The organism is Quatrionicoccus australiensis (assembly GCF_020510425.1).
Classification (GTDB): domain Bacteria; phylum Pseudomonadota; class Gammaproteobacteria; order Burkholderiales; family Rhodocyclaceae; genus Azonexus; species Azonexus australiensis_A.
Window position 1 is genome coordinate 2,276,121 of the sequence record NZ_JAHBAH010000001.1, and the last position, 24,522, is coordinate 2,300,642.

Consider the following 24,522-nt stretch of genomic DNA (forward strand, 5'->3'; position numbering starts at 1 on the left):
CCCAAGGCGCCGGTGGAGTTGCCAAGGGAGGCCTTGCCTGACATCGCACTGCCACCACTGGAGGATCTGGAGTTCTCGGTCAGCGAATTGCCTGCTGCCGTAGCCAGGCCAAAAGCCGCGCCAGCCGCAGCCGCGCCGGAAAAGCCAGCCAAGCCGCTGGCCGTCGATGCGGATCTGGATTTCACGATGGAAGAGTTCGATCGTGACTTCACCGAGTCCAGTGTCATGGCGATCGACGTCGATCACGATCTCGATCCCTTGCAGGCCGATCTCGAGCAGGCCGTCGTTCTCTTCGCCAACGGCCAGGATGCGGCCGCCCGTTCCCTCCTCGAAGTCCTGATCCGCGCCTATCCGGGCAGCGAGGGCAAGCGTTTCTGGCAACTGCTGTTCGATCTGCTGCAGGTTGTTGGCGACCGCGCCGCCTTTGACAAATTCGGCGTCGAATTCGCCGAGGCCTGTGAAACCTCGCCGCCGGCGTGGCGTCTCGAGCAGCCGGTAGTAACCACGACCCAGGAAGGCGCCAAGCTTTTTACCCTGCAGGGCGTGTTGACCGATGAATGCATCGCGCCGCTGACCGAACTGGCCAATCTGATCGCCGCCAAGCAGGCCGCGATGGTCGATTGCGGCAAGTTGATCGGCTGCGATGACGAAGTGGCCGGGCGTTTGGCTGCTCTGCTGGCCAGTGCCCGCAAAAATGGTGTGGCGATCACGCTGCTCCAGCCCGAGGCCTTCCAGCGGCGGCTGAATGACCGGCTGGTGGTGGGGGAGGCGGTGCATGCACCGTCCTGGTTGCTGTTGCTCGAACTGTTGCAGCGGCACGGCACGCAGGAGGCCTTCGAAGAGCGGGCGGTCGACTACGCGGTGACCTTCGAATTGTCGCCGCCATCGTGGGATGTCCGGCCTGCGGCTGCGGCCGCCAAGGCTGCAGCCCCGCAGACCTTGCGTGATGACGCGCATTATCTGGCGGGCGATCTGAAGAGCTGCCGTTTCGAAGACCTGATCCCGATCATTGAGGAGCAGGAGACGCCGATTCTCGATTTCTCCGGCGTGCGCCGCATGGATTTTTTCTCGGCCGGGCAACTGGTCAACCGCCTGGCACCGTTCAAGGCGGCCGGGCGCGAAGTCATCGTGCGTAGCCCGAACCATCTGGTCGCCGAGCTGATGGCCGTGGTCGGCCTCAACAAGCAGGCGCGCATCATCGTTCCCAAGTCTTGAGGTAGGAAAACATGGAGCAATATCACGGCACGACGATCCTGTCGGTGCGCCGGGGCAGTGTCGTCGCCATGGGCGGCGACGGCCAGGTGACCTTGGGCAATATCGTCATCAAGGCGACCGCCAAGAAGGTCCGGCGCCTCTATCAGGGCCGCATCCTGGCCGGTTTTGCCGGCGGCACGGCCGATGCCTTCACGCTGTTCGAGCGTTTCGAAGCCAAGCTGGAAAAGCACCAGGGCAACCTGACGCGCTCGGCAGTCGAGCTGGCCAAGGACTGGCGTTCCGACCGCGCCCTGCGCCGCCTCGAAGCCATGCTTTCGGTGGCCGACAAGGATGTTTCGCTGATCATCACCGGCAACGGCGATGTGCTCGAGCCGGAGCATGGCATCGTCGCCATCGGCTCGGGCGGCTCCTACGCGCAGAGCGCGGCACGGGCGCTGCTCGAAAATACCGATTTGTCGCCGCGCGACATCGTCACCAAGTCGCTGGAAATCGCCGGCGACATCTGTATCTACACCAACCGCAACTTCACCATCGAGGCGCTCGAATGACGACTATGACGCCGCAGGAAATCGTTTCCGAACTCGACAAGCACATCGTCGGCCAGAAGAACGCCAAGAAGTCGGTCGCCATTGCCCTGCGCAACCGCTGGCGGCGTTCGCAGGTCGCCGAGCCGCTGCGCCAGGAAATCACGCCCAAGAACATCCTGATGATCGGCCCGACCGGCGTCGGCAAGACCGAGATCGCCCGCCGTCTGGCGCGCATCGCCAACGCGCCCTTCATCAAGATTGAGGCGACCAAGTTCACCGAAGTCGGCTATGTCGGGCGCGATGTCGAGACCATCATCCGCGATCTGGTCGAGATGGCCATCAAGTCGCACCGCGAGCGCGCCATGAAGCTGATGCGGGCGCGTGCCGAGGATGCCGCCGAGGATCGCATCCTCGACGCCTTGTTGCCGCCGGCGCGCAGTCCGGGCTTTTTTGCCGAAAACAGCGAGTCGACCGCTACGGATAACACGACCCGCCAGAAATTCCGCAAGAAGCTGCGCGAAGGTGAACTCGACGACAAGGAAATCGACATCGAGCTCGCCGCGCCGAGCATGCAGGCCGAAATCTTCGCGCCGCCGGGCATGGAAGACCTGACGCAGCAGATCCAGGGCATGTTCCAGAACATGGGCCAGGGCCGCAAGAAGTCGCGCAAGCTGAAAATCAAGGAAGCCTTGAAGCTGCTTACCGACGAGGAAGCCGGCAAGCTGGTCAATGACGAGGACGTCAAGCTGGAAGCGGTCAAGGCCGTCGAGCAGAACGGCATCGTCTTCCTCGACGAACTCGACAAGATCGCCAGCCGTTCCGACGCACAGGGCGCCGACGTCTCGCGCCAGGGCGTGCAGCGCGACCTGCTGCCGCTGGTCGAGGGCACCACGGTGTCGACCAAGTACGGCATGATCAAGACCGATCACATCCTGTTCATCGCCTCCGGTGCCTTTCACCTGTCGAAGCCGTCCGACCTGATTCCGGAACTGCAGGGCCGTTTCCCGATCCGCGTCGAGCTGGATTCGCTGTCGGTGGCCGATTTCGAATGCATCCTGACCCAGACCGATGCCTGCCTGACGCGGCAGTACCAGGCGCTGCTCGAAACCGAGGGCGTGCAGTTGCAGTTCGCCGACGACGGCATCCGCCGCCTGGCCGAGATCGCCTTCCAGGTGAACGAGAAGACCGAGAACATCGGTGCGCGGCGTCTGCACACGGTCATGGAAAAGCTGCTCGAGGAAATCTCCTTCGAAGCCGGCAAGGCCGGGCCGCAAAGCATCGTCATCGATGCGGCGGCGGTTAACGAACGTCTCGGCGAACTCGCCGCCGACGAGGATCTGTCGCGTTACGTGCTGTAAGCGGCTGCGGCCGGGCTCAGGGTCATCCCTGATCGCCCGGCCGCGCCAACTGCGCCGATAATCGGCGCCTCATTTCCAAATTTTCAAGGTGCCCGCGTGGACGAACAAAGCCTGAGTTTTCGCCTGCTGGCCATCCTTTTCCCGATTTTCGCGATCGTTGCCGCCGGCTTTTTCTACGCGCGCAAGCACAAGCCGGAAATGGCCGTCGCCAACCGGCTGAACATGGATGTCTTCGTGCCGGCCCTGGTCTTTGCCGCGATGGCCGGCAAATCCTTCGATCTCGCCGCCTACGCGCCGCTCGCCCTCGGCGGCTTCCTGGTGCTGGCGACCTGCGGCCTGCTCGCCTGGCCAATTGCCAAACTGTTCGGCATCCAGCCCAAGACACTGGTGCCGCCGATGCTGTTCAACAATTCCGGCAACATCGGCCTGCCGCTCGCGGTGCTGGCCTGGGGCGAAAACGCGCTGCCGGCGGCGGTGATCCTGTTCATGGTCGAGAACACGCTGCATTTTTCCTTCGGTGCGCGCCTGCTTGATCCGACGACGCGCTTGCTCACCCTGTGGCGCATTCCGGTGGTTTTTGCCGCCATTGCGGGGTTGACCGTCGCGCTTCTCAAAGTGCCGGTCTGGCAGCCGGCGGTGATCGCCATCAAGATGCTCGGCGACGTCTCGGTGCCCCTGCTGCTCTTCTCGCTGGGGGTGCGCATGACCGACGTGACTTTCGGCGAATGGAAGCTGTCGCTGGGCAGCGCGCTGCTGCGGCCGTTGGCCGGCATGGCGGTGGCCTACGGGGTGATCGCCCTGCTCGGCCTGCACGGACGCGATGCGGCCATGCTGCTGGTGTTCGGTGCCTTGCCGCCGGCCGTGCTCAACTTCCTGTTTGCCGAGCGCTACAAGCAGGAGCCGCAGCGGGTCGCCTCTATCGTTCTGGTCGGCAACATGGCAGCGCTGATTTTCCTGCCGCTCGCCCTGGCGCTGGTTTTGTAGGTTTTTGAGCGGTCGACCGTCCGGAACAGGCAAAAACGCCTAGCGCAAGCGATCCATCTGGCGGCGATCGCGCTTGGTCGGGCGACCGTGGATTTCGGTGGCGGGTTCGTGTTCGAACTTGCGTCTGGCCTGTTCGGCTTCGCGGGCGGCGACGCTTTCGGCGGTTTCTTCGTAGAGCAGGCGAGCTTCGGCGGCCGGGCCGCGCTTTTCGGCAAGGGCCAGTACGACGACGCTCCAGCGCGTCTCGCCATTGAAGACGTCGAGCTTGTCACCGATCTTGACGTCACGCGCCGGCTTGGTCGGCGCCCCGTTCAGCTTGATCTTGCCGCCGCTGACGGCATCGGTGGCGAGGCTGCGCGTCTTGAAAAAACGCGCCGCCCACAGCCACTTGTCGATGCGGATGCCGTTCATCGGTGGTCTGCTTCGCAACAGGCAAAACATGGAAGCTTGCCTTTGCGTCCCTGGGGTTGTTGCTCATCCTCGCGATAGCGATGGCTATCGCTGCGGTTCGCGCCTAGCCAGGACCACAAATTCATCGCTTTCATTGCGTTTCGCCAATGACGAAACAGATCACTACGGCAGAACCTGCTCGCCGGCGTAGAGTTGTTCGACGGTTTCGCGCTGGCGAATGACGTGCACCGTCTCGCCATCGACCATCAGTTCGACGGCGCGCGGCCGCGTGTTGTAGTTCGAGGCCATCGCCATGCCGTAGGCGCCGGCCGACATCACGGCGAGCAGGTCGCCGGCTTCGATGGCGAGCGGCCGGGCCAGACCGAGGAAGTCGCCGGATTCGCAGACCGGGCCGACGACGTCGTAGTCGCGGGTGGCACCGCTACGCGGCACGACCGGCAGGATGTCGTGCCAGGCTTCGTAGAGCGCCGGGCGCATCAGGTCGTTCATGGCGGCATCGATGATCGCGAAGTTCTTGCCTTCGCCCGGCTTCAGGAATTCGACGCGGGTCAGCAGCAGGCCGGCATTACCGACCAGGCGGCGGCCCGGTTCGAGCACGACCTTGAGGCCGCGCCCGGCCAGCTTGTCGAGCAGCGGCGTCAGGTAGGAAGCGACGGTCGGCTGGACCTGGTCGTCCTTGTACTTGATGCCAAGGCCGCCGCCGAGGTCGAGGTGATGCACGTTGATGCCTTCGGCGGTCAACTGGTCGATCAGGGCCAAAACGCGGTCAAGTGCTTCGACGAAGGGCGCTGGGTCGAGCAGTTGCGAGCCGATGTGGCAGTCGATGCCGGCGACTTCGATGTTCGGCAGCGCAGCGGCGCGGCGATAAAGGGCCAGCGCATCGTCGTAGGCAACACCGAACTTGGCTTCCTTGAGACCGGTCGAGATGTAGGGATGGGTCTTCGGATCGACATTCGGATTGACGCGCAGGCTGACCGGCGCCTTCTTGCCGCACTGGCCGGCAACCGCGTTGAGGCGCTCCAGTTCGGGGGCGGATTCGATGTTGAAGCAGAAAATGCCGACGTCGAGCGCCAGCTTCATTTCAGCGGCCGTCTTGCCGACGCCGGAGAACACGACCTTTTGCGGATCGGCGCCGGCGGCCAGCACGCGCTGCAGTTCGCCGCCGGAGACGATGTCGAAACCGGCGCCGAGACGGGCGAACAGGTTGAGGATGGCGAGGTTGGAGTTGGCCTTGACGGCGTAGCAGACCAGCGCGCCAGCGCCGGCCGGGTGAGCGGTCAGGACGTCGAGGAATTCGCGCAGCGAGCCTTCGAGGGCGGCGCGCGAATAGACATAGGCCGGCGTGCCGAATTGTTCGGCGAGGGCGGGCAGGGCGACGGATTCGGCGTGCAGGACGCCGTTCTTCAGGCTAAAGGAGCTCATTGGGGATTCGCGGTGTTGGTTTTGGTGGCCGTGCTAACATTCGGCGCATTCGTTGCCGGCTGACTGGCAGCGGGTTTGGCGTTGCCGAGCAAGGGTTCCGGGGTTGGTCTGTCCGGCATCCGGAGCGGGGCTTTCGTGCCACAGGCTGCGAGGCACAAGGTCAGCAAAACGGTGACAACTCTGGACATTGGTGACGAACCGGTCAGCAAAGAGCGGGATGGTAGCATACGATGGAAGACAAGGAATTTAACGCGCTGGCCGACCTTGCGTTGACCGCGATAGATGCAGCACTTGAGGCCAGCGGTGCAGATGTCGATTGTGAACTTGCAGCCGGCGGCGTGCTCGAAATCGAGTTTGCCGATGGCAGCAAGATCATTGTCAATCGGCATGGTGTGGCAAAGGAAATCTGGGTCGCGGCCCGTGCCGGCGGTTTCCATTTTCGCTGGGACGGCGCCGCCTGGCGCGATACGCGAGATGGCACCGAACTGATGGAAAAGCTGTCAGCTCTCGCCACTCAGCAAGCAGGTGAGAGCATTCGTTTCAACTGATCAGTCGCTCGGCGGCTTGTCGAGCTCCGGCTTGGGCAAGGGGGTTGCCTCGGCTTCTTCGGCCGGGCGTTCCTTGGCTGCATTTTCAGCGTAGATGTAACTGCGCTCGCGTCCCTCGCCGTAGCTGACGATGCCTTCCGGCGCCTGTGGCGTCTGGATGGGAACATCCTTGAGCGCCCGGTTCATGTAGCCGACCCAGATCGGAAGCGCGGCGGCACCGCCGGTTTCCTTGTCGCCGAGTTTTCTGGGCTGGTCGAAGCCTATCCAGGCGCAGCCGGCAACCGTCATTTGATAGCCGCAGAACCAGGCGTCAATGTATTCATTGGTGGTGCCGGTCTTGCCGGCGAGATCCTGCCGTTTCAGCGTAACGGATGCCCGCGCGGCCGTGCCGTAGATGGTGACGTCACGCAGCATGGCATCCATCATGAAGGCATTGCGCGGGTCTATGGCGCGGATCGATTCGTCGCCGGCTTCAACTTCGGCTGAACGGGCGAGTACCTGATTTTTCTCGTCGCGAATCTCGCGTACGACAAAGGGATTGATCTTGAAGCCGCCGTTGGCGAATACCGAGTAAGCCGTCACCATCTGCCATGGCGTCACCGAGCCGGCACCTAGCGCCATGGTCAGGTAGGGCGGATGCTTCTCCGGATCAAAGCCGAAACGTCCGGCGTAGTCCTGGGCGTAGTGCGTGCCGATCGACTGCAGGATGCGGATCGAGACCATGTTTTTCGACTTGGCCAGCGCCGTGCGCATTTTCATCGGCCCTTCGTATTTGCCGTCGTAGTTGTGCGGTTCCCAGGCCTGTGCGCCAGTCTGGCTGGCCGGAATGACGATCGGCTCGTCGGCGATCACGCTGTTCGGGCTGAACCCCTTTTCCAGCGAGGCCGAATAGATGAAGGGTTTGAAGCTGGAACCCGGCTGGCGCCACGCCTGTGTGACGTGGTTGAACTTGTTGCGGTTGAAATCGAAGCCGCCAACCAGGGCGCGAATGGCCCCGTCCCTTGGGTCGACCGCCACGAATGCCGACTCGACCTCCGGCAACTGGGCGATTTGCCAGCTACCTTTATCGTCCTTCTGCACACGAATGATGGCGCCACGTTTGATGCGCTTGTTGGGCGGAGCCTTGTCGTCAAGCATTTTGGTCGCAAATTTCATCGCATCGCCGGTCAGCGTGATGCTTTCACCCCCTTTGCGATAGACGCGAATCTGTTTGGCGTCGGCGGCGAGAACCAGGGCCGGGATCAGGTCGCCGGCGTCGGCAATGTCCTGCAGGGCTTCGTCAATCGCTTCATCCTGATCCGACTTCATGTCCTGCATGTCGAGATAGGATTCTGCCCCGCGGTAACCATGGCGCCGGTCGTAATCCATGACGCCCTTGCGCAGGCTGGTGTAAGCCGCTTCCTGTTCGGCCTTGATCAGGGTGGTGTAGATGCGCATGCCGCGTGAATAGACGTCCTCGGGGAAGCGTTCGGCGGCGATCTGGCGGGCCATTTCGGCAGCGAATTCGGCGTGGACCGCATAGTCGCCGAGTTCCCGTTTGACGATCAGGGGCTCCTTTAGTGCGCTCTCCTGCTGGGTATCCGTGATGAATCCCAGTTCATGCATCCGGCGCAGGACATATTGCTGGCGCAGTCTGGCCCGTTTGGGATTGACGATCGGGTTATAGGCGGAAGGAGCTTTCGGCAGGCCGGCCAGCATCGCGGCTTCGGCAATCGAAATGTCTTTCAGGGGCTTGCCGAAATAGATTTGTGCAGCGGCAGCAAAGCCATAGGCACGTTGGCCAAGGAATATCTGGTTGATGTAGAGCTCGAAAATCTGGTCCTTGGAGAGATTGTTTTCAATCTTGAAGGAGAGCAGTGCCTCGTAAAGCTTGCGGGTGTAAGTTTTTTCACCGGTCAGGAAAAAGTTTCGCGCAACCTGCTGGGTGATCGTCGATGCGCCCTGACGCTTGCCTCCGCCCAGCAGGTTTGCCCCGGCCGCGCGCATGATTCCCAGATAGTCGATTCCGCCGTGTTTGTAGAAGCGATCGTCTTCTGCCGCCAGAATCGCCTGCTTCATGACATCCGGGACATCGTGTATGTTGACCACCGCCCGTCGTTCCTCACCAAATTCGCCGATCAGGAAACCATCCGCCGTGAAGATGCGCAGCGGAATTTTCGGACGATAGTCAGTGAGGACTTCCAGTGATGGGAGATTGGGGTAGGCGAGCACCAATATGATCAATCCGATGGCAATTCCCATGGCAATCAAACCGGCGATTATGAGAAACGGATAAAGAAGGATGCGGATCGGCAAGGGCAAGGAAGGCAAGGCGTTATTCGCTCGGGTTTGAGTTGTTTCGATTATACGCTGTCGCTGGATGCCTCTGCGAAAGTGCTTTACATGCCGGGGGCTTGTTGCTAGGATTTCAAGTGGATTATTGGTTGTTTAGCTAACTTCGCATTCTGTAAGGACTTTTTGGGGGTCTGGTGCGCTTCGATATCTCTGCTTTATTAAATCCCAAGGCGCGTTCCTTGCTCGGGCTGGACATCAGTTCGTCCGCTGTCAAGATGGTCGAATTGACCGCCAATGGGAAGGATGGCTACCGTGTCGAGCGCTACACCATAGAGGTGTTGCCGAAGGATGCGGTTTCCGATGGCAATATTGCCAACTTGGATGGTGTGGTCGATTGTGTAAAGCGCGCCTGGAAGCGTTTGGGGACTTCCACGCGCAACGTGGCAATGGCTTTGCCTGGGTCGGCTGTCATTACCAAAAAAATCATTGTTCCGGCGGGTTTGCGGGATGAAGAACTCGAGGTTCAAGTCGAGTCAGAAGCTAATCAATACATTCCTTTTTCGATTGAAGAAGTCAATCTTGATTATCAGGTTTTGGGGCCCGCGCCTTCTGTGCCTGATGAGATCGAGGTATTGATCGCTGCGTCAAAAAAAGAGCGCGTTGAAGATCGTGTTGCGGTCGCCGATGCAGCCGGCTTGAAGGCAGTGGTTGTCGATGTCGAGTCGCTTGCCTCTCTGGCTGCTTTCGAATTGATTGAGCGTCAGCTGCCTGACGGCGGCAAGAATCAGATCATTGCCTTGATCGATGCGGGTGCGCATGTCATGAATCTGACGGTCTTGCGCAACGGGCAGCAGGTTTATGCGCGCGAGCAGGCTTTTGGTGGTGGTCAGCTGACTCAGGATATTGCGCGGCATTACGGCATGAACTACGAAGACGCCGAAGCCGCAAAGCGCAGTGGCAATTTGCCCGAAGGTTATGAGGCTGAGTTGCTCAACCCGTTCATGGAGAATCTGGCCCTTGAGGTGTCGCGAGCACTCCAGTTCTTCTTTACCTCGACTCAGTACAATCAGGTCGACCATCTGATTCTGGCTGGCGGATGTGCCGTTATCCCCGGAATTGATGAAGTTGTGGCAACGCGTACGCAGGTGAATACATTGATTGCCAATCCTTTTGCCAACATGGTGCTTTCTGACCGTGTGCGGGCGAAGAGCCTGCTGGCTGATGCCTCTTCATTGATGGTGGCGTGTGGTCTGGCTCTGCGGAGGTTTGATCCATCATGATTCGCATTAACCTCCTGCCTCATCGTGAAGAGGCAAAAAAAGAGAGACGGCAGCAGTTTTTTGTCTTGTCAGGCTTGGTTGCCGTGCTTGGGGTGCTTATCGTTTTTGCCGTTTATACGTCAATCGCCGGTTACATTGGTGCGCAGGAAGGCGCCAACGATTTTCTGAAAAAGGAAATTGCCGTTCTTGACAAACAACTGGATCAGATCAAGCGCTTGAAGGAGCAGACGCAGGCCCTTCTGGCGCGTAAGCAAGTGATTGAGGATCTGCAGCGCGACCGAGGTGAAACCGTCTATTTGCTGAGTGAAATGGTCAAGCAGGTGCCGGAGGGTATCTACTTGAAGTCTTTGAAGCAGGATGGTCTTAGCGTAAATATCACCGGTTATGCTCAGTCGAATGCTCGAGTTTCTGCATTGATGCGAAATTTGGAGTCTTCGCCCTGGTTGGAGTCTCCGCAACTGGTTGAGGTCAAGGCAATTGTTCTTAATGGCCGCCGCAGCAACGAGTTTGCGATGAATGTGGTCTTGACGCGAGCCAAAGCGGATGATGTGAAGGTGAGCAAATGAGCGCCAAATCCGTAAGTCTTCCCAATATCGATTTCCAGGCAATTGCTGACGATTTCCGTTACATGAATCCGAATGATCCGGGGGCTTGGCCTCTGGTTCCGAAAATCACGGTTCTTGTCGGCATGCTGTTGCTTCTGCTACTCGGTGGTTGGTGGTTCTTCTGGAGTGATCAGTTGGCTGAACTCGAAGCCAAGCAGCACGAAGAAGAGTCTCTGCGCCAGCAGTATCTCGAAAAAAAGCGGCAGGCGATTAATCTGGATTTGTATACCCAGCAACTGGCAGAGATTGACCGTTCGTTTGGTGCCCTGCTCAAGCAATTGCCTGACAAATCTGAAGTTGAGGCATTGCTGATTGAAGTCAACCAGGCTGGCTTGGGACGAGGGCTGCAGTTCGAACTTTTCCGTCCGGGGGCTGAGATCGTGAAGGATTTCTATGCTGAGCTGCCGATCTCGGTAAAGATCAACGGGGCATATCATGACCTGGGCGCTTTTGCTGCCGACATTGCCAAGTTGCCGCGCATCGTTACCCTGAACAATATTTCCATTGCTCCAATCAAGGATGGCGGGGGGTTGACGCTTGACGCAACCACCAAGACCTTCCGCTATCTGGATGAAGAGGAAATAGCCAGGCAGAAGAAACCTGCTAAAGGAGCCGCGAAGTGAAACGACTGTTTCTCATCGCCATGTGTGGAGCCTTGGCGGCTTGCTCGGGTGGCGATCACGAAGACCTGAAGCAATGGATGGAAGAAAGCGCCAAGGATATGCGGGGGAATATCCCGAAATTGCCTGAAGTGCTTCCTTATCAGCCTGTTCCTTACGATGTTGAAGCGCTGCTGGATCCGTTCAAGCCTAGCAAGATCGAGCCTGAGTCGAAATCTCGGCAAGGTGGTGGCAAGGGAGGTGCATTCCAGCCTGACTTTGAAGCCAGGGAGTTGCGCAATAGTCTGCTTGAAAAATATCCCGTTGAATCACTGAAAATGATTGGCTATTTGAATGTTAACAAGCAGCCGCTTGCAGTCATTCAGGTTGAGGACAAGGTAAAGCAGGTCAAGGTGGGGGATTACATTGGCCTGGATTTCGGGATGGTTACGAAAATTACCGACAAGGACGTCGAATTGCGTGAGTTGATTCAGGATTCTGCTGGTGACTGGAGCGAGCGAAAGAGTTCGTTGTTCCTGCAGAGCAAGGAGGGAAGCAAAAAATGAAATTGGTTAACTATGTCTCGGTTGCCGTAGCAGCGACCTGCCTTGCCTTTTTTTCGTCTGTCCAAGCGCAGACAGCAGAAAATTCGATTGATGCTATCAATGTGGCCCAGCAGGGCACGGAGATCGCTGTAAAAATTGATTTGAAAGATGCGCTGAGCTTGCCGCCAGCCGGGTTTAGTGTTGCCAATCCGGCGAAGGTTGCGTTTGACTTTCCCGGAACGGTCAATGGCTTGGGTAAGACCACTCAGGTCGTTAATACTGGTGATTTGCATAGTTTGAATGTTGTTCAGGCCGGGGGGCGGACGCGGCTTGTCCTGAATCTTGTCCGTGCCATGAATTACAGCACGCGTCTGGATGGCAAATCTCTGTATGTTGTCCTTGCCCCGATTGCGCGTCTTGGTGGTTCTGCTGCGGAGAAGGTGACTCGCTTTGCCGAGGAAAGTGCTGTTGGTCAAAAGCATGCTGTACGCGATGTGGTGTTTCGGCGCGGCAAGGATGGCGAAGGCCGGATAGTTGTTGACCTGAGTGATGCCGGGACCGGCATTGACATTCGTCAGCAGGGTTCGAATCTGATCGTTGATTTCGTCAAGACAAGCGTTCCTGATCACTTGCGTCGCAAACTGGATGTCAATGATTTCGCGACGCCGGTTAGTTCGGTTGAAACAAAGGCCATCGGTGACAATGTTCGCATGACCATTTTCCCCAAGGGGTTGTGGGAGCACAATGCTTACCAGAGCGATAGTCAATTTATTGTTGAAGTCAAAAAAATCATAGAAGATCCCAATAAACTGGTTCAAAGTAGCAAAGTCGGCTATCAGGGGCCGCGCGTAAGCATAAATTATCAGAATGGCGATGTAAGGGCCTTGTTGCGTCTGATGGCAGAAGAGTTGAATTTGAATGCTGTCATTAGCGAGACTGTCACTGGCACAACGACGTTGGTTCTTAAGGATGTTCCTGCTGATCAGGTGATTGACATCATCTTTCAGCAAAAAGGTTTGGATATGCGCAAGAAGGGAAACATTATCCTGATTGCGCCGCGTGACGAGATATCGACTCGCGAGAAACTGGAGTTTGAGTCCAAGCAGCAGATTGGAGACCTCGAGCCGCTTCAGTCAGAACAATTTATTCTCAGCTACCAGAAGGCCGTAAACGTCGCCAAGTTGTTGGCGGGTTTGTCACCTTTGCCAGGGGTGCCAGTCAATACTGGAACGAATAACAACACTGCGCTAAAAATGCTCAGCAAACGCGGTTCGGTGATTGCAGACGATCAGTCGAATATTGTTTTTGTTAATGACGTTCCTTCGAAACTTGACGAGATTCGTAATTTTATCAAGGCAATCGATACTGGGGCGAGGCAGGTTTTGATAGAGGCGCGTGTTGTCGAAGCAACTGATGATTTCAACAAACAGTTGGGGGCGAAACTTAATTTCATCAACTCAAAGTCTATAAATTTGGGTGGTGGCGTGAATGTGGTGGGCGGAAGTTATGCTCCTGCTACAAGTAGTTCTACTACGACCGGCGGGGTTACGACCATAACAAGCACCCCCGCAACTCTGACGCAAAGCTCGAATATTGGGGTGAATCTGCCTTCTTACTCATCCAAGGGCGGGACGGTGGCACTGTCGTTGTTCAACTCGGCTTTGAGTCGTATTCTTAACTTGGAAATTGCGGCTCTTGAGGCTGACGGTATAGGTAAGATTATTTCCAGTCCCCGCGTCATCACAGCGAACAATGTGAAAGCGAAAATCGAGGATGGTACGGAAATTCCTTATGTCACGACCACAAATAGTGGGGGCGTAGTGACCCAGACGGTGAGCTTCAAGCCTGCAAAGCTTTCTCTGGAAGCAACTCCGCAGATAACGCCCGAGGGGACTGTGAAGATGGCGTTGCTGATCAAGAAAGAAGATCCCGACTGGACGAATGCAGTACTGGGTAATCCCCCTATCAAGAGTTCAATTGTGGAAACCAATGTCGTAGTGGACAATGGTGGCACGGTCGTGGTCGGTGGCGTGTACATCACAAACAACCAGTCCACTGTTGAGAAGGTCCCGTTGCTTGGTGATATTCCCTACCTCGGCGCGCTGTTCCGCTATAAGTCTGATGTGGGCAAACGCCGCGAGTTGTTGATTTTCATTACGCCACGCGTCATCTCGGAAAAAGTTCGTTTCGATTAAGTGCTTATCTGCGCAAAAAAGCCGGCGATGCCGGCTTTTTTTTCGGCTTCGACCTGGCTTCGGATAAAATTGGCGGGTGAATAATCGTACGAATATCTATCTGGTCGGCTTGATGGGGGCTGGCAAGACGACTGTTGGGCGTCAGTTGGCGCGACGACTCGGGCGGGTCTTTTATGACTCGGATCATGAGATAGTCGAGCGAACGGGCGTGCCCATTCCCACCATTTTCGAGATCGAGGGCGAGGATGGCTTTCGCCGTAGAGAGGCGCAGACCATTGCCGAGCTCTCGATCAATGACAATATCGTCCTGGCAACGGGCGGGGGGGTTGTTCTGAACCCCGAAAACCGTCGCCGGTTACACGACACTGGCTGGGTGGTCTATCTGAATGTCCCGCCGGTCATGCTCTTCGAGCGGACGCGGCATGACAGGAATCGTCCGTTGTTGCGAGTGCCTGATCCTTTGGCCAGGCTGGAAGAGTTGCACGCCCTGCGTGATCCGCTTTATCGCGAGACGGCGCATTTGGTGGTGGACGGCTCGCATCTGATCGCGTCCGGTATCGTGCAGCATCTGCTGAGGGAGTTTGGTCTTTTATGCAAGAAATGATGCAGACATTGCAGGTGGCGCTGGGTGATCGTTCTTACCCGATTCATATTGGTAGTGGCGTGTTGTCCCGCCACGAGCTTTTTTTGCCGCATATCCGGCAGAAAAAAGTGGTTGTAGTCAGCAATGCAACCGTGGCACCGTTGTATCTTGATCTGTTGCGGTCAACGCTGGAAAAAGCAGGAATTTCGGTTCTCCCGGTCATCTTGCCGGATGGCGAGCAATACAAGACTTGGGAAACGCTGAATCTGATTTTTGATGCCTTGCTGGGCTCCCATTGTGAGCGGAGCACGACATTGATTGCCCTCGGTGGTGGTGTGATCGGCGACATGGGTGGATTTGCCGCCGCCTGCTATCAGCGCGGCATGCCCTTTATCCAGGTACCGACGACCTTGCTTTCCCTGGTCGACTCCTCGGTTGGAGGGAAGACCGCAATCAATCATCCGCTGGGAAAGAACATGATAGGGGCGTTTTATCAGCCCAAATTGGTGATGGCTGATATCTCGACGCTGGCTACCCTGCCGGAGCGTGAGTTGAAAGCAGGCTTGGCCGAGGTGATCAAGTACGGTTTGATTCGTGATCCGGAATTTTTTGTCTGGCTGGAAAATAATCTGGACAAGCTTCTGGCGCGCGATAAAGCCGCTCTGGTGTATGCAGTGCACCGTTCCTGTACCAACAAGGCGGAAGTGGTTGCTGCTGACGAGCGGGAAACTGGTGAGCGGGCTCTGCTTAATCTCGGGCATACGTTTGGACATGCGATCGAAACCGGCCTGGGTTATGGCGAATGGTTGCACGGAGAAGCAGTTGCGGCCGGCACGCTAATTGCTGCTGAACTTTCCTGCAATTTGGGTTGGTTGTCGCGGGAAGCGATGCAAAGAGTTGAGGCGATATTTGTTCGGGCCGGTTTGCCGGTACGGGGGGCACCTCTTGGTGCGGCGCGTTATCTTGAGTTGATGCGGCACGACAAGAAGGTCCTGGATGGAAAGTTGCGCCTGGTGTTGCTCAAGGATATCGGTCGGGCAGTTGTTTCGGACGAGGCAAGCGAGGCGCAGATGGCGGACGCTATTGACGCCAGATGCACCTGAATAGTGATGGCCCGGCTATTTTGGGCCGTATTGGTGCGTTGCAGCATCTTGAATTGACAGGGGTTTACCAGTATATTTGATGGTTGCCTCTAATTTTCGTACAGGCCGACGCAAGAAATAATGCTGCGCGGCTTTTTTCATCATTGGTCTTTGTTCACCGGCCAAGTTATTTAAGGAATGCGTGTGATGGAACCGGCAGTACCTGAGCAGCAGGGTTTGTACGACCCCGCGAACGAGCACGATGCTTGTGGTGTGGGCTTTGTAGCCCATTTTAAGGGCCAGAAAAGTCATAGCATTGTCGAACAAGGTTTGTTGATCCTGAAGAATCTGGATCACCGTGGCGCCGTGGGCGCCGACCCGTTGCAGGGTGACGGTGCCGGTATTCTGATCCAGATTCCCGACCAGTTTTATCGCGAAGAAATGGCCAAGCAGGGCGTGAACCTGCCGCCGCTTGGCGAATACGGTGTCGGCATGGTTTTCCTGCCGCAGGAGGCTGCTTCGCGCCACGCCTGTGTCGAGGAAATCGAGCGTTCGGTCAAGGCTGAAGGCCAGGTCGTCCTCGGCTGGCGCGATGTGCCGGTCAATGCCGAAATGCCGATGTCGCCGACTGTGCGCGCCAAGGAGCCGGTGATTCGCCAGATCTTCGTTGGTCGCGGTCCGGATGTCTTCGTGACCGATGCCCTCGAGCGCAAGCTGTATATCATCCGCCGTCGTGCTGCCAATGCCATCAAGTCGCTGAAGCTCAAGCACGGCCAGGAGTTCTACGTGCCGTCCTTCTCGGCGCGTACCGTGAACTACAAGGGCCTGCTGCTCGCCGATCAGGTTGGTGTGTACTACCTCGACCTGCAGGACAAGCGCACGACTTCCGCCCTTGCGCTGGTACACCAGCGTTTCTCGACCAACACCTTCCCGACCTGGGATCTGGCGCACCCGTTCCGCTACATCGCCCATAACGGTGAAATCAATACCGTACGCGGCAACGTCAACTGGTTCAAGGCGCGTGAACAGGCGATTTCTTCGCCGATTCTCGGTGAAGACCTGAAGAAGGTCTGGCCGCTGCATTACCCGGGGCAGTCCGACTCGGCATCCTTCGACAATGCGCTCGAGCTGCTCGTCATGGGGGGCGGTTACTCGCTCGCCCAGGCCGTCATGCTGATGATCCCGGAAGCCTGGGAAAAGCACACGACGATGGACGAAAACCGTCGCGCCTTCTACGAATACCATGCTGCCATGATGGAGCCGTGGGACGGCCCCGCCGCCGTGGCCTTCACCGACGGTCGCCAGATCGGCGCGACGCTCGACCGTAACGGTCTGCGTCCGGCCCGCTATCTGGTCACCGACGACGACCTCGTGGTCATGGCTTCGGAATCCGGCGTGCTGCCGATTCCGGAAAAGAAGATCGTCAAGAAGTGGCGCCTGCAGCCGGGCAAGATGTTCCTGATCGACATGGAACAAGGCCGCATCATCGACGACAAGGAACTCAAGGATTCGCTGGCCAAGGCCAAGCCTTACCGCGAATGGATCGAAAAGATCCGCATCAAGCTCGACGAAATTCCGGCGCCGGCCGAAACCTGCGACGAAGCCACGGCTTCCCTGCTCGATCGCCAGCAGGCCTTCGGCTACACCCAGGAAGACATCAAGGTCATCCTGGAGCCGATGGTTCAGACCGGTGAAGAGGCCAGCGGCTCGATGGGCACCGATTCGGCATTGCCGGTTCTGTCTGCCAAGAACAAGACGCTTTACACCTACTTCAAGCAGTTGTTTGCGCAGGTGACCAACCCGCCGATCGATCCGATCCGTGAAGAACTGGTCATGTCGCTGGTGTCCTTCGTTGGTCCGAAGCCGAACCTGCTGAATACCGCCGACATCAATCCGCCGATCCGTCTCGAAGTCTCGCAACCGGTACTGACCAAGGGCGACATCGAGAAGCTGCGTCACATCGGCAAATACACCTCGGACAAGTTCAAGTCCTTCGAACTGGATATCTGTTATCCGGTGGGCTGGGGCAAGGCCGGTGTCGAGGCTCGTCTCGCTTCCCTGGCGGCCGATGCCGAGGATGCAGTACGTTCCGGTGCCAACATCCTGATCGTCTCCGACCGCAAGCTCGATGCCGATCACGTCGCCATCCCGGCGCTGCTGGCAACCTCGGCGATTCACCAGCACCTCGTCAAGAAGGGCATGCGCACCAGCACCGGTCTCGTCGTCGAAACCGGTTCGGCACGCGAGGTCCATCACTTCGCGCTGCTCGGTGGCTATGGTGCCGAAGCGGTCCACCCCTACCTGGCGCTCGAAACCATCGAAGGTTTCGCCAAGGGCGACGCCGAGAAGGCCGAGAAGTACGTCAAGAACTTCGTCAAGGCAATCGGCAAGGGCCTGAACAAGGTCATGTCCAAGATGGGCATCTCGACCTACATGTCCTATACCGGTGCCCAGATTTTCGAAGCGATCGGCCTGCAGAAGGACTTCATCGAGAAGTACTTCACCGGCACGCCGTCCAACGTCGAAGGTATCGGCCTGTTCGAAGTTGCCGAAGAAGCCATTCGTCTGCACACCGAAGCTTTCTCGGCCGACCCGGTGCTCTCGAGCATGCTCGATGCCGGCGGTGAGTACGCTTACCGCACGCGTGGCGAAGAGCATATGTGGACACCGGATTCGATCGCCAAGCTGCAACACTCGACCCGCTCCGGCAAGTACGAGACCTACAAGGAATACGCCAAGCTGATCAACGATCAGACCAAGCGTCACCTGACCCTGCGCGGCCTGTTTGAATTCAAGCCGCAAGGCGCGCCGGTGCCGCTGGAAGAAGTCGAATCGGCCAAGGAAATCGTCAAGCGTTTCGCAACGGGCGCCATGTCGCTCGGTTCCATTTCGACCGAGGCCCACACCACGCTCGCCCTGGCGATGAACCGCATCGGCGGCAAGTCGAATACCGGCGAAGGTGGCGAGGATGCCAAGCGTTTCGCGCCGGTCAAGGCGGGTACGATGCTCTCCGAGATCATCGGCAAGAGCCGCATCGAGCGCGACATCGAGATGAAGGAAGGCGATTCGCTGCGTTCTGCCATCAAGCAGGTTGCTTCCGGCCGCTTCGGTGTGACCGCCGAATACCTGGTCAATGCCGACCAGATCCAGATCAAGATGGCACAAGGCGCCAAGCCGGGTGAAGGCGGCCAGTTGCCGGGTCACAAGGTTTCCGAGTACATCGGCTTCCTGCGTCACTCGGTACCGGGCGTCGGTCTGATTTCGCCGCCGCCGCACCACGATATCTACTCGATCGAAGACTTGGCACAACTGATTCACGATCTGAAGAACGCCAATTCGCGCGCTTCGATCTCGGTCAAGCTGGTTTCCGAAGTCGGTGTCGGCACCGTGGCTGCCGGTGTTTCCAAGGCCAAGGCCGATCACCTGGTGATCGCCGGCTTTGACGGCGGTACGGGCGCTTCGCCGCAATCGTCGATCAAGCATGCCGGTACGCCGTGGGAACTCGGCCTGTCCGAAACCCAGCAGACTCTGGTCCTGAACCGCCTGCGTTCGCGTATCCGCGTCCAGGTCGATGGCCAGATCAAGACCGGTCGCGACGTCGTCATCGGTGCACTGCTCGGCGCCGACGAATTCGGCTTCGCCACGGCACCGCTGGTCGTCGAGGGTTGCATCATGATGCGCAAGTGTCACCTCAACACCTGTCCGGTCGGCGTTGCGACGCAGGATCCTGAGCTGCGCAAGCGCTTTACCGGTCAACCGGAACATGTCGTCAATTATTTCTTCTTCGTTGCCGAAGAAGTTCGCGAAATCATGGCCGAGCTGGGCATTCGCAACTTTGACGATCTGGTCGGCCGTGCTGACCTGCTCGATACCCGTCCCGGCATCGAGCACTGGAAGGCCAAGGGTCTCGACTTCTCGAAGATTTTCTACCAGCCGAACGTTCCGGCCAGCGAGCCGCGTCGTCATACCGAGACGCAGGATCACGGTCTGGCCAAGGCACTCGACCACAAGCTGATCGAGCAGGCCAAGCCGGCGCTGGAAAAGGGCCAGAAGGTCCAGATCGAAACCTCGATCATCAACGTCAACCGCACCTGCGGCACCATGCTCTCGGGCGAAGTTGCCAAGCGCTATGGTAACGATGGCCTGCCGGACGACACCATCCACGTCAAGCTGACCGGCACCGCTGGTCAGGCCTTCGGTGCTTTCCTGGCCAAGGGCGTGACGCTGGAATTGTCCGGCGAAGGTAACGACTACGTTGGCAAGGGTCTCTCCGGTGGTCGTCTGATCATCAAGCCGAGCCCGGATTTCCGCGGCAATACACAGGAGAACATCATCGTCGGCAACACCGTGCTTTACGGTGCGACGACCGGTGAAGCCTTCTTTGCGGGTGTCGGCGGCGAACGTTTTGCCGTGCGCAACTCCGGCGGCACGGCGGTTGTCGAAGGTGTTGGCGACCACGGGTGTGAATACATGACTGGCGGTACGGTGGTGGTTCTTGGCATGACCGGTCGTAACTTTGCGGCCGGCATGTCGGGCGGTATCGCCTACGTGCTGGACGAGGATGGCAGCTTCAAGCAGCGTGCCAACCTCGCCCAGGTCGCCCTGGAAAAGGTTCTGCCGGCCAGCCGTCTGGCTGCTGGCGAGCCGCTGCATCAGGGCGTCGCCGACGAAGTTCAGCTCAAGGAACTGATCACGCGTCACGCCGAATACACCGGCAGTGCCACCGCCAAGGCTCTCCTGGCCGACTGGGACGTCAGCCGCGAGAAGTTCGTCAAAGTTTATCCGCATGAGTACAAGCGGGCGCTCACCGAGCAGGCCGCTGCACAGAAGGAGGCCGCATAATGGGCAAGCCGACTGGCTTTATGGAATTCGAGCGCCTGTCCGAGGGTTACGATCCGGTTGAACAGCGCCTGAAGCACTACAAGGAATTCGTTCATACCCTGAACGACGACGATGCCAAGACCCAGGGCGCACGTTGCATGGATTGCGGCATCCCGTTCTGCAACAACGGCTGCCCGGTGAACAACATCATTCCCGACTGGAATGATCTGGTTTATCGCGGCAACTGGAAGCAGGCCCTGGACGTGCTGCATTCGACCAACAACTTCCCGGATTTCACCGGCCGCATCTGTCCGGCACCCTGCGAAGCTGCCTGTACGCTGGGCATCAATGCAGCGCCGGTGGGCATCAAGTCGATTGAGCATTTCATCATCGACAAGGGTTGGGAAATGGGCTGGGTCGTGCCGCAGCCGCCGAAAGCGAAGACTGGCAAGAAGATTGCCATCGTCGGTTCCGGCCCGGCCGGTATGGCAGCAGCGCAGCAACTGGCACGCGTCGGTCACGATGTGACGGTGTTCGAGAAGAGCGATCGCATCGGCGGCCTGCTCGGCTACGGCATCCCTGACTTCAAGCTGGAAAAGACGGTGATCGATCGCCGTGTCGCCCAGATGGAAGCCGAAGGCGTGACCTTCAAGACCAAGGTGGTTGTTGGCAACAAGGATGTGCCGGCGGGTATCAACAATGATGCTGCCGCCTTTGTTTCAGCCGATCAGCTGACCAAGGAGTTCGACGCGGTGATTCTCGCCGCCGGTTCCGAAGTGCCGCGCGACCTGCCGGTGCCGGGCCGCGAACTCAAGGGCATCCATGCCGCGCTCGAGTTCCTGATTCCGCAGAACAAGGAAGTCCAGCAGGGCAAGGCCAACCCGATCAACGTCAAGGGCAAGCACGTCATCGTCATCGGTGGCGGCGATACCGGTTCCGACTGCGTCGGTACCTCGAATCGCCATGGTGCTGCCTCGGTGACCCAGTTCGAACTGATGCCGATGCCGCCGGAACAGGAAAACAAGGCGCTGACCTGGCCGTACTGGCCGTACAAGCTGCGTACTTCCTCTTCGCACGACGAAGGCTGCACCCGCGATTTCGCGGTGGCGACCAAGGGCTTCGTCGATGACGGCAAGGGTAACGTCAAGGCCCTGAAGGCCGTGCGTCTGGACTGGAAGGACGGCAAGATGAGCGAAGTCGCCGGTTCGGAATTCGAGCTGCCGTGCGACAACGCCTTCCTGGCGATGGGCTTTACCAACCCGGTCGGTGGCCTGCTCGAAGCTTTCGGCGTCGAGAAGGACAATCGCGGCAACGCCAAGGCAACGACGGATGGTGCCGGCTGTTACGCCACCAACGTCGGCAAGGTTTTTGCCGCCGGTGACGTGCGCCGCGGTCAGTCGCTGGTGGTCTGGGCGATCCGCGAAGGCCGTCAGGCTGCACGTGAAGTCGATGCATTCCTGATGGGTGGCACGACGCTGCCGCGTTAATTCGCCCTCGTGCGCAAAAAGGCCCTGCCGACGACAGTCCGCAGGGCCTTTGTTTTTTCCACCAAGCGCCGGATCGTGGGAAAATAAACAGTATTACAGGGGGAAACAATATGTCGGCAGAACTGCAAACCGCTTTCCAGGTCACCTCGCCAACCGGCGCGCTCGATGGGCACATGCTGCTCATACTGCTGATCATGGTTTGTGCCGGTGTGCTTGGCGGCGCAGCCAATTACTTTCTCGCTGACCGGCAGGCCGCGCCCTCCCGGCACGACTGGATCAAATATCCGGTTTTGGGCATTGTGGCGGCGTTGACCGTACCGCTCTTCCTGAACATGATTGCCAGTACCTTGCTCGAAGGGGCACGTACCAAGCCGGTCGATTTCTTCACCTTTGCCGGGTTTTGCCTCATTTACGTGATCGCATCCCGCCGTCTGCTGGAAAATGTCGCGCAGCGCCTGATGGGACAACTCGATTCGGTCAAACGCGAAGTCGGTCATCTGAAACAGCAGAAGCAGGCCGAGCAGATGGTCCTGACCAGCCGCGAAGAGACTCCGGTGGCCAATGATCAGCGCCCGGAGCCGCGGGAAGTGCTTTCCTACAACGACGTCGAAATCCTGCGCGCCCTGGCCGAGGAAAGTTTCGTCTACGGCAATCTGGCAGCCCTTTGCGACCGTACCGGCCTGGCGCGTGATTTCATCAGCCAGCGCCTGACCGTGATGAAAACCATGGGCGTCATCGAAACCCGCATCAATGACAAGAATGTCCTGCACTGGGGCGTCTCCGGGCGTGGCAAGGCCTTGCTCGGCGAAATCCTGACCGGTCAGGACGAAAAGAAAGCCGGCTGATTCGCGCCGGCAAGGCGCCGGCCGCAACCTGAAGAGAAATCCATGAATATCGTCATCCTCGCTGCCGGCCAAGGCAAGCGCATGCATTCCAATTCCCCCAAGGTCTTGCACCCGATTGCCGGCAAGGCTCTCGCCCAGCATGTCATCGATACGGCACGCTGCCTGGCGCCGGAAAAGCTGATCGTCGTCTACGGTCATGGCGGCGATATCGTCAAGGCGACGCTGGCAGCACCCGATGTCGCCTGGGCCGAGCAGGCACAACAATTGGGTACCGGCCATGCCGTCGCCCAGGCCGTGCCGGCATTGGGATCGGCCGCGCAGACCCTGGTGCTTTACGGCGATGTGCCGCTGACCAGTGTTGCGACCCTGAAGCGCCTGTTGCAGGCAGCCAAGGATGGATTGTCGATTCTTACGGTCGACCTTGCCAATCCGGTCGGTTATGGTCGTATCGTCCGCGATGCTGCCGGCAACGTTCAGTGCATCGTCGAGGAAAAGGATGCGACACCCGAGCAGAAGGCGATCCGCGAGGTCAATACCGGGATCATGGCGATGCCGACGGCGCGCCTGGCCGACTGGCTGGGGCGTCTGAAAAACGACAACGCCCAGGGCGAGTACTACCTGACCGATATCGTTGCACTGGCGGTTGCCGAAGGCCTGCCCGTACGCACAGCGCAGCCCGAGGGCGAGTGGGAAGTCCTTGGCGTGAACAGCAAGGTGCAACTGGCCGAACTGGAACGGCAGCATCAGCGCAATATTGCCGACCAACTGCTGGTTGCCGGCGTGCGCCTGGCCGACCCGGCCCGTATCGACGTGCGCGGCGAGTTGAAGCATGGTCGCGATGTCGCCATTGATGTCGGTTGCGTGTTCGAAGGGCAGGTTGAGTTGGGAGATGCCGTCGAAGTCGGTCCCTACTGCGTGCTGAAGAACGTCAAGGTCGGTGCCGGGACGCGGATCGCCGCCTTTTGCCATTTCGAGGACGCGGTGATCGGCCCGGATGGCGTGCTTGGTCCGTATGCCCGCCTGCGCCCTGGTACCGAACTCGGGCCTGAGGTGCATATCGGCAACTTTGTCGAGGTCAAGAAGAGCCGCATCGGCGCCCAGTCGAAGGCCAATCACCTAGCCTATATCGGTGATGCCGAGATCGGTCAGCGCGTGAACGTCGGGGCCGGCACCATCACCTGCAACTACGATGGCGCCAACAAGTTCAAGACCATCATCGAAGATGACGTGTTTATCGGTTCCGATACCCAACTGGTCGCGCCGGTGACGGTTGGACGCGGTGCGACGCTCGGTGCCGGTACGACCCTGACCAAAAATGCCCCGCCGGATGCGTTGACCGTATCGCGGGCCAAACAGATCACGCTCAGCGGCTGGGTACGGCCACAGAAGGTCAAAAAATAATGGATATCTGGTTCACGCTGTTTGTCATGCTTGCCGCCTTGCTGGTGGCGGTTGGTGGGGCCTTGTTGCTGGTCGGCTATGTCCAGACCTTGCCCGCCTCGCTCTCATACGGCTGGCGGGTCTGGCTGCCGACGCTGATCCTGCCGGTCGTCGGACCGCTGCTCTTCGCCCGGCAGCATGCCGAATACGCCCGTCCGGGCAAGCAATTGCTGGCTGGTCTGCTGCTGGTCCTGCTCGCCGCGGCGCTGCTTTTCGGTGCCGGCCCCTATTTTGTCGAGCGCATGGCGCTGGGGGCGAAATAACTTGTTGTAGATTCGTTCATAAGCTCAGGGAGAAGAAG

At 58.7% G+C, this 24,522-nt stretch carries 21 protein-coding genes; 17 read left to right on the forward strand and 4 right to left on the reverse strand.

All coding sequences use genetic code 11. The features are described 5' to 3' along the window. Window positions 1-33: 33 nt before the first annotated feature. The 4 genes from KIG99_RS10975 to KIG99_RS10990 all read left to right on the forward strand — a co-directional run bounded on the left by KIG99_RS10975 (window position 34) and on the right by KIG99_RS10990 (window position 4,084). On the forward strand, window positions 34-1,215 hold the full coding sequence (locus KIG99_RS10975; protein WP_226460202.1) for an STAS domain-containing protein: 1,182 nt from the start codon (window positions 34-36) through the stop codon (window positions 1,213-1,215). Between the two features lie 11 nt (window positions 1,216-1,226). Then, a complete protein-coding gene (gene hslV / locus KIG99_RS10980) occupies window positions 1,227-1,763 on the forward strand; it encodes an ATP-dependent protease subunit HslV (RefSeq protein ID WP_226460203.1) in 537 nt (178 codons plus the stop codon). After that, window positions 1,760-3,100 carry an ATP-dependent protease ATPase subunit HslU gene (hslU, locus tag KIG99_RS10985; protein WP_226460204.1) on the forward strand — a complete coding sequence of 447 codons (1,341 nt, stop codon included), beginning with the start codon at window positions 1,760-1,762 and terminating at the stop codon, window positions 3,098-3,100. The genes hslV and hslU overlap by 4 nt, the downstream gene beginning before the upstream one ends. A 96-nt stretch (window positions 3,101-3,196) precedes the next feature. After that, complete coding sequence (locus tag KIG99_RS10990; RefSeq protein ID WP_226460205.1) at window positions 3,197-4,084, forward strand: AEC family transporter; 888 nt, start codon at window positions 3,197-3,199, stop codon at window positions 4,082-4,084. Between the two features lie 39 nt (window positions 4,085-4,123). On the opposite strand, the gene KIG99_RS10995 is transcribed toward KIG99_RS10990, so the two are convergent. Together KIG99_RS10995 and lysA are read right to left on the reverse strand one after the other, a co-directional pair. Beyond that, complete coding sequence (locus KIG99_RS10995) at window positions 4,124-4,495, reverse strand: RNA-binding S4 domain-containing protein (RefSeq protein ID WP_226460206.1); 372 nt, start codon at window positions 4,493-4,495, stop codon at window positions 4,124-4,126. 162 nt (window positions 4,496-4,657) lie between these two features. Then, entirely contained in the window at window positions 4,658-5,917 is a 1,260-nt protein-coding gene (lysA, locus tag KIG99_RS11000; RefSeq protein ID WP_226460207.1) for a diaminopimelate decarboxylase, read from the reverse strand. 230 nt (window positions 5,918-6,147) lie between these two features. Between lysA and cyaY the strand changes: the two genes are divergently transcribed. Then, window positions 6,148-6,465 (forward strand): iron donor protein CyaY, encoded by a 318-nt coding sequence (gene cyaY / locus KIG99_RS11005; RefSeq protein WP_226460208.1) that lies wholly within the window; start codon window positions 6,148-6,150, stop codon window positions 6,463-6,465. On the opposite strand, the gene KIG99_RS11010 is transcribed toward cyaY, so the two are convergent. Next, window positions 6,466-8,706, reverse strand: coding sequence for a penicillin-binding protein 1A (locus tag KIG99_RS11010; protein WP_226460209.1), 2,241 nt, complete (start codon window positions 8,704-8,706; stop codon window positions 6,466-6,468). Between the two features lie 227 nt (window positions 8,707-8,933). Between KIG99_RS11010 and KIG99_RS11015 the strand changes: the two genes are divergently transcribed. The 7 genes from KIG99_RS11015 (at window position 8,934) to aroB (ending at window position 15,649) form a co-directional block, all read left to right on the forward strand. Beyond that, window positions 8,934-10,019: a pilus assembly protein PilM gene (locus tag KIG99_RS11015; protein WP_226460210.1), complete on the forward strand. Its 1,086-nt coding sequence runs from the start codon at window positions 8,934-8,936 to the stop codon at window positions 10,017-10,019. Then, complete coding sequence (locus KIG99_RS11020) at window positions 10,016-10,585, forward strand: PilN domain-containing protein (protein WP_226460211.1); 570 nt, start codon at window positions 10,016-10,018, stop codon at window positions 10,583-10,585. Before KIG99_RS11015 ends, KIG99_RS11020 begins: the two co-directional genes overlap by 4 nt. After that, window positions 10,582-11,247 carry a type IV pilus inner membrane component PilO gene (locus KIG99_RS11025; RefSeq protein WP_226460212.1) on the forward strand — a complete coding sequence of 222 codons (666 nt, stop codon included), beginning with the start codon at window positions 10,582-10,584 and terminating at the stop codon, window positions 11,245-11,247. The genes KIG99_RS11020 and KIG99_RS11025 overlap by 4 nt, the downstream gene beginning before the upstream one ends. Then, window positions 11,244-11,789, forward strand: a complete 546-nt coding sequence (locus KIG99_RS11030) for a pilus assembly protein PilP (RefSeq protein WP_226460213.1) — start codon at window positions 11,244-11,246, stop codon at window positions 11,787-11,789. Before KIG99_RS11025 ends, KIG99_RS11030 begins: the two co-directional genes overlap by 4 nt. Further along, window positions 11,786-13,963, forward strand: coding sequence for a type IV pilus secretin PilQ (pilQ, locus tag KIG99_RS11035; protein ID WP_226460214.1), 2,178 nt, complete (start codon window positions 11,786-11,788; stop codon window positions 13,961-13,963). The genes KIG99_RS11030 and pilQ overlap by 4 nt, the downstream gene beginning before the upstream one ends. 76 nt (window positions 13,964-14,039) lie before the next feature. Next, complete coding sequence (locus tag KIG99_RS11040) at window positions 14,040-14,567, forward strand: shikimate kinase (RefSeq protein WP_226460215.1); 528 nt, start codon at window positions 14,040-14,042, stop codon at window positions 14,565-14,567. Next, window positions 14,567-15,649: a 3-dehydroquinate synthase gene (aroB, locus tag KIG99_RS11045; protein WP_226461817.1), complete on the forward strand. Its 1,083-nt coding sequence runs from the start codon at window positions 14,567-14,569 to the stop codon at window positions 15,647-15,649. Before KIG99_RS11040 ends, aroB begins: the two co-directional genes overlap by 1 nt. Window positions 15,650-15,664: 15 nt before the next feature. On the opposite strand, the gene KIG99_RS20760 is transcribed toward aroB, so the two are convergent. Continuing rightward, window positions 15,665-15,985 carry a hypothetical protein gene (locus KIG99_RS20760; RefSeq protein WP_226461865.1) on the reverse strand — a complete coding sequence of 107 codons (321 nt, stop codon included), beginning with the start codon at window positions 15,983-15,985 and terminating at the stop codon, window positions 15,665-15,667. Between KIG99_RS20760 and KIG99_RS11055 the strand changes: the two genes are divergently transcribed. From KIG99_RS11055 to KIG99_RS11075, 5 genes are all read left to right on the forward strand, one after another. Continuing rightward, complete coding sequence (locus KIG99_RS11055; protein ID WP_226461818.1) at window positions 15,902-20,470, forward strand: glutamate synthase-related protein; 4,569 nt, start codon at window positions 15,902-15,904, stop codon at window positions 20,468-20,470. The genes KIG99_RS20760 and KIG99_RS11055 overlap by 84 nt on opposite strands. Then, the gene (locus KIG99_RS11060) at window positions 20,470-21,936 is read left to right on the forward strand and encodes a glutamate synthase subunit beta (RefSeq protein ID WP_226460216.1); all 1,467 of its coding nucleotides are present in this window, start codon (window positions 20,470-20,472) and stop codon (window positions 21,934-21,936) included. Before KIG99_RS11055 ends, KIG99_RS11060 begins: the two co-directional genes overlap by 1 nt. Before the next feature lie 110 nt (window positions 21,937-22,046). Continuing rightward, window positions 22,047-22,781: a YEATS-associated helix-containing protein gene (locus tag KIG99_RS11065; RefSeq protein WP_226460217.1), complete on the forward strand. Its 735-nt coding sequence runs from the start codon at window positions 22,047-22,049 to the stop codon at window positions 22,779-22,781. Window positions 22,782-22,823: 42 nt separating this feature from the next. Next, window positions 22,824-24,182 (forward strand): bifunctional UDP-N-acetylglucosamine diphosphorylase/glucosamine-1-phosphate N-acetyltransferase GlmU, encoded by a 1,359-nt coding sequence (glmU, locus tag KIG99_RS11070; protein WP_226460218.1) that lies wholly within the window; start codon window positions 22,824-22,826, stop codon window positions 24,180-24,182. Continuing rightward, on the forward strand, window positions 24,182-24,484 hold the full coding sequence (locus tag KIG99_RS11075) for a hypothetical protein (protein ID WP_226460219.1): 303 nt from the start codon (window positions 24,182-24,184) through the stop codon (window positions 24,482-24,484). The genes glmU and KIG99_RS11075 overlap by 1 nt, the downstream gene beginning before the upstream one ends. Window positions 24,485-24,522: the final 38 nt, after the last annotated feature.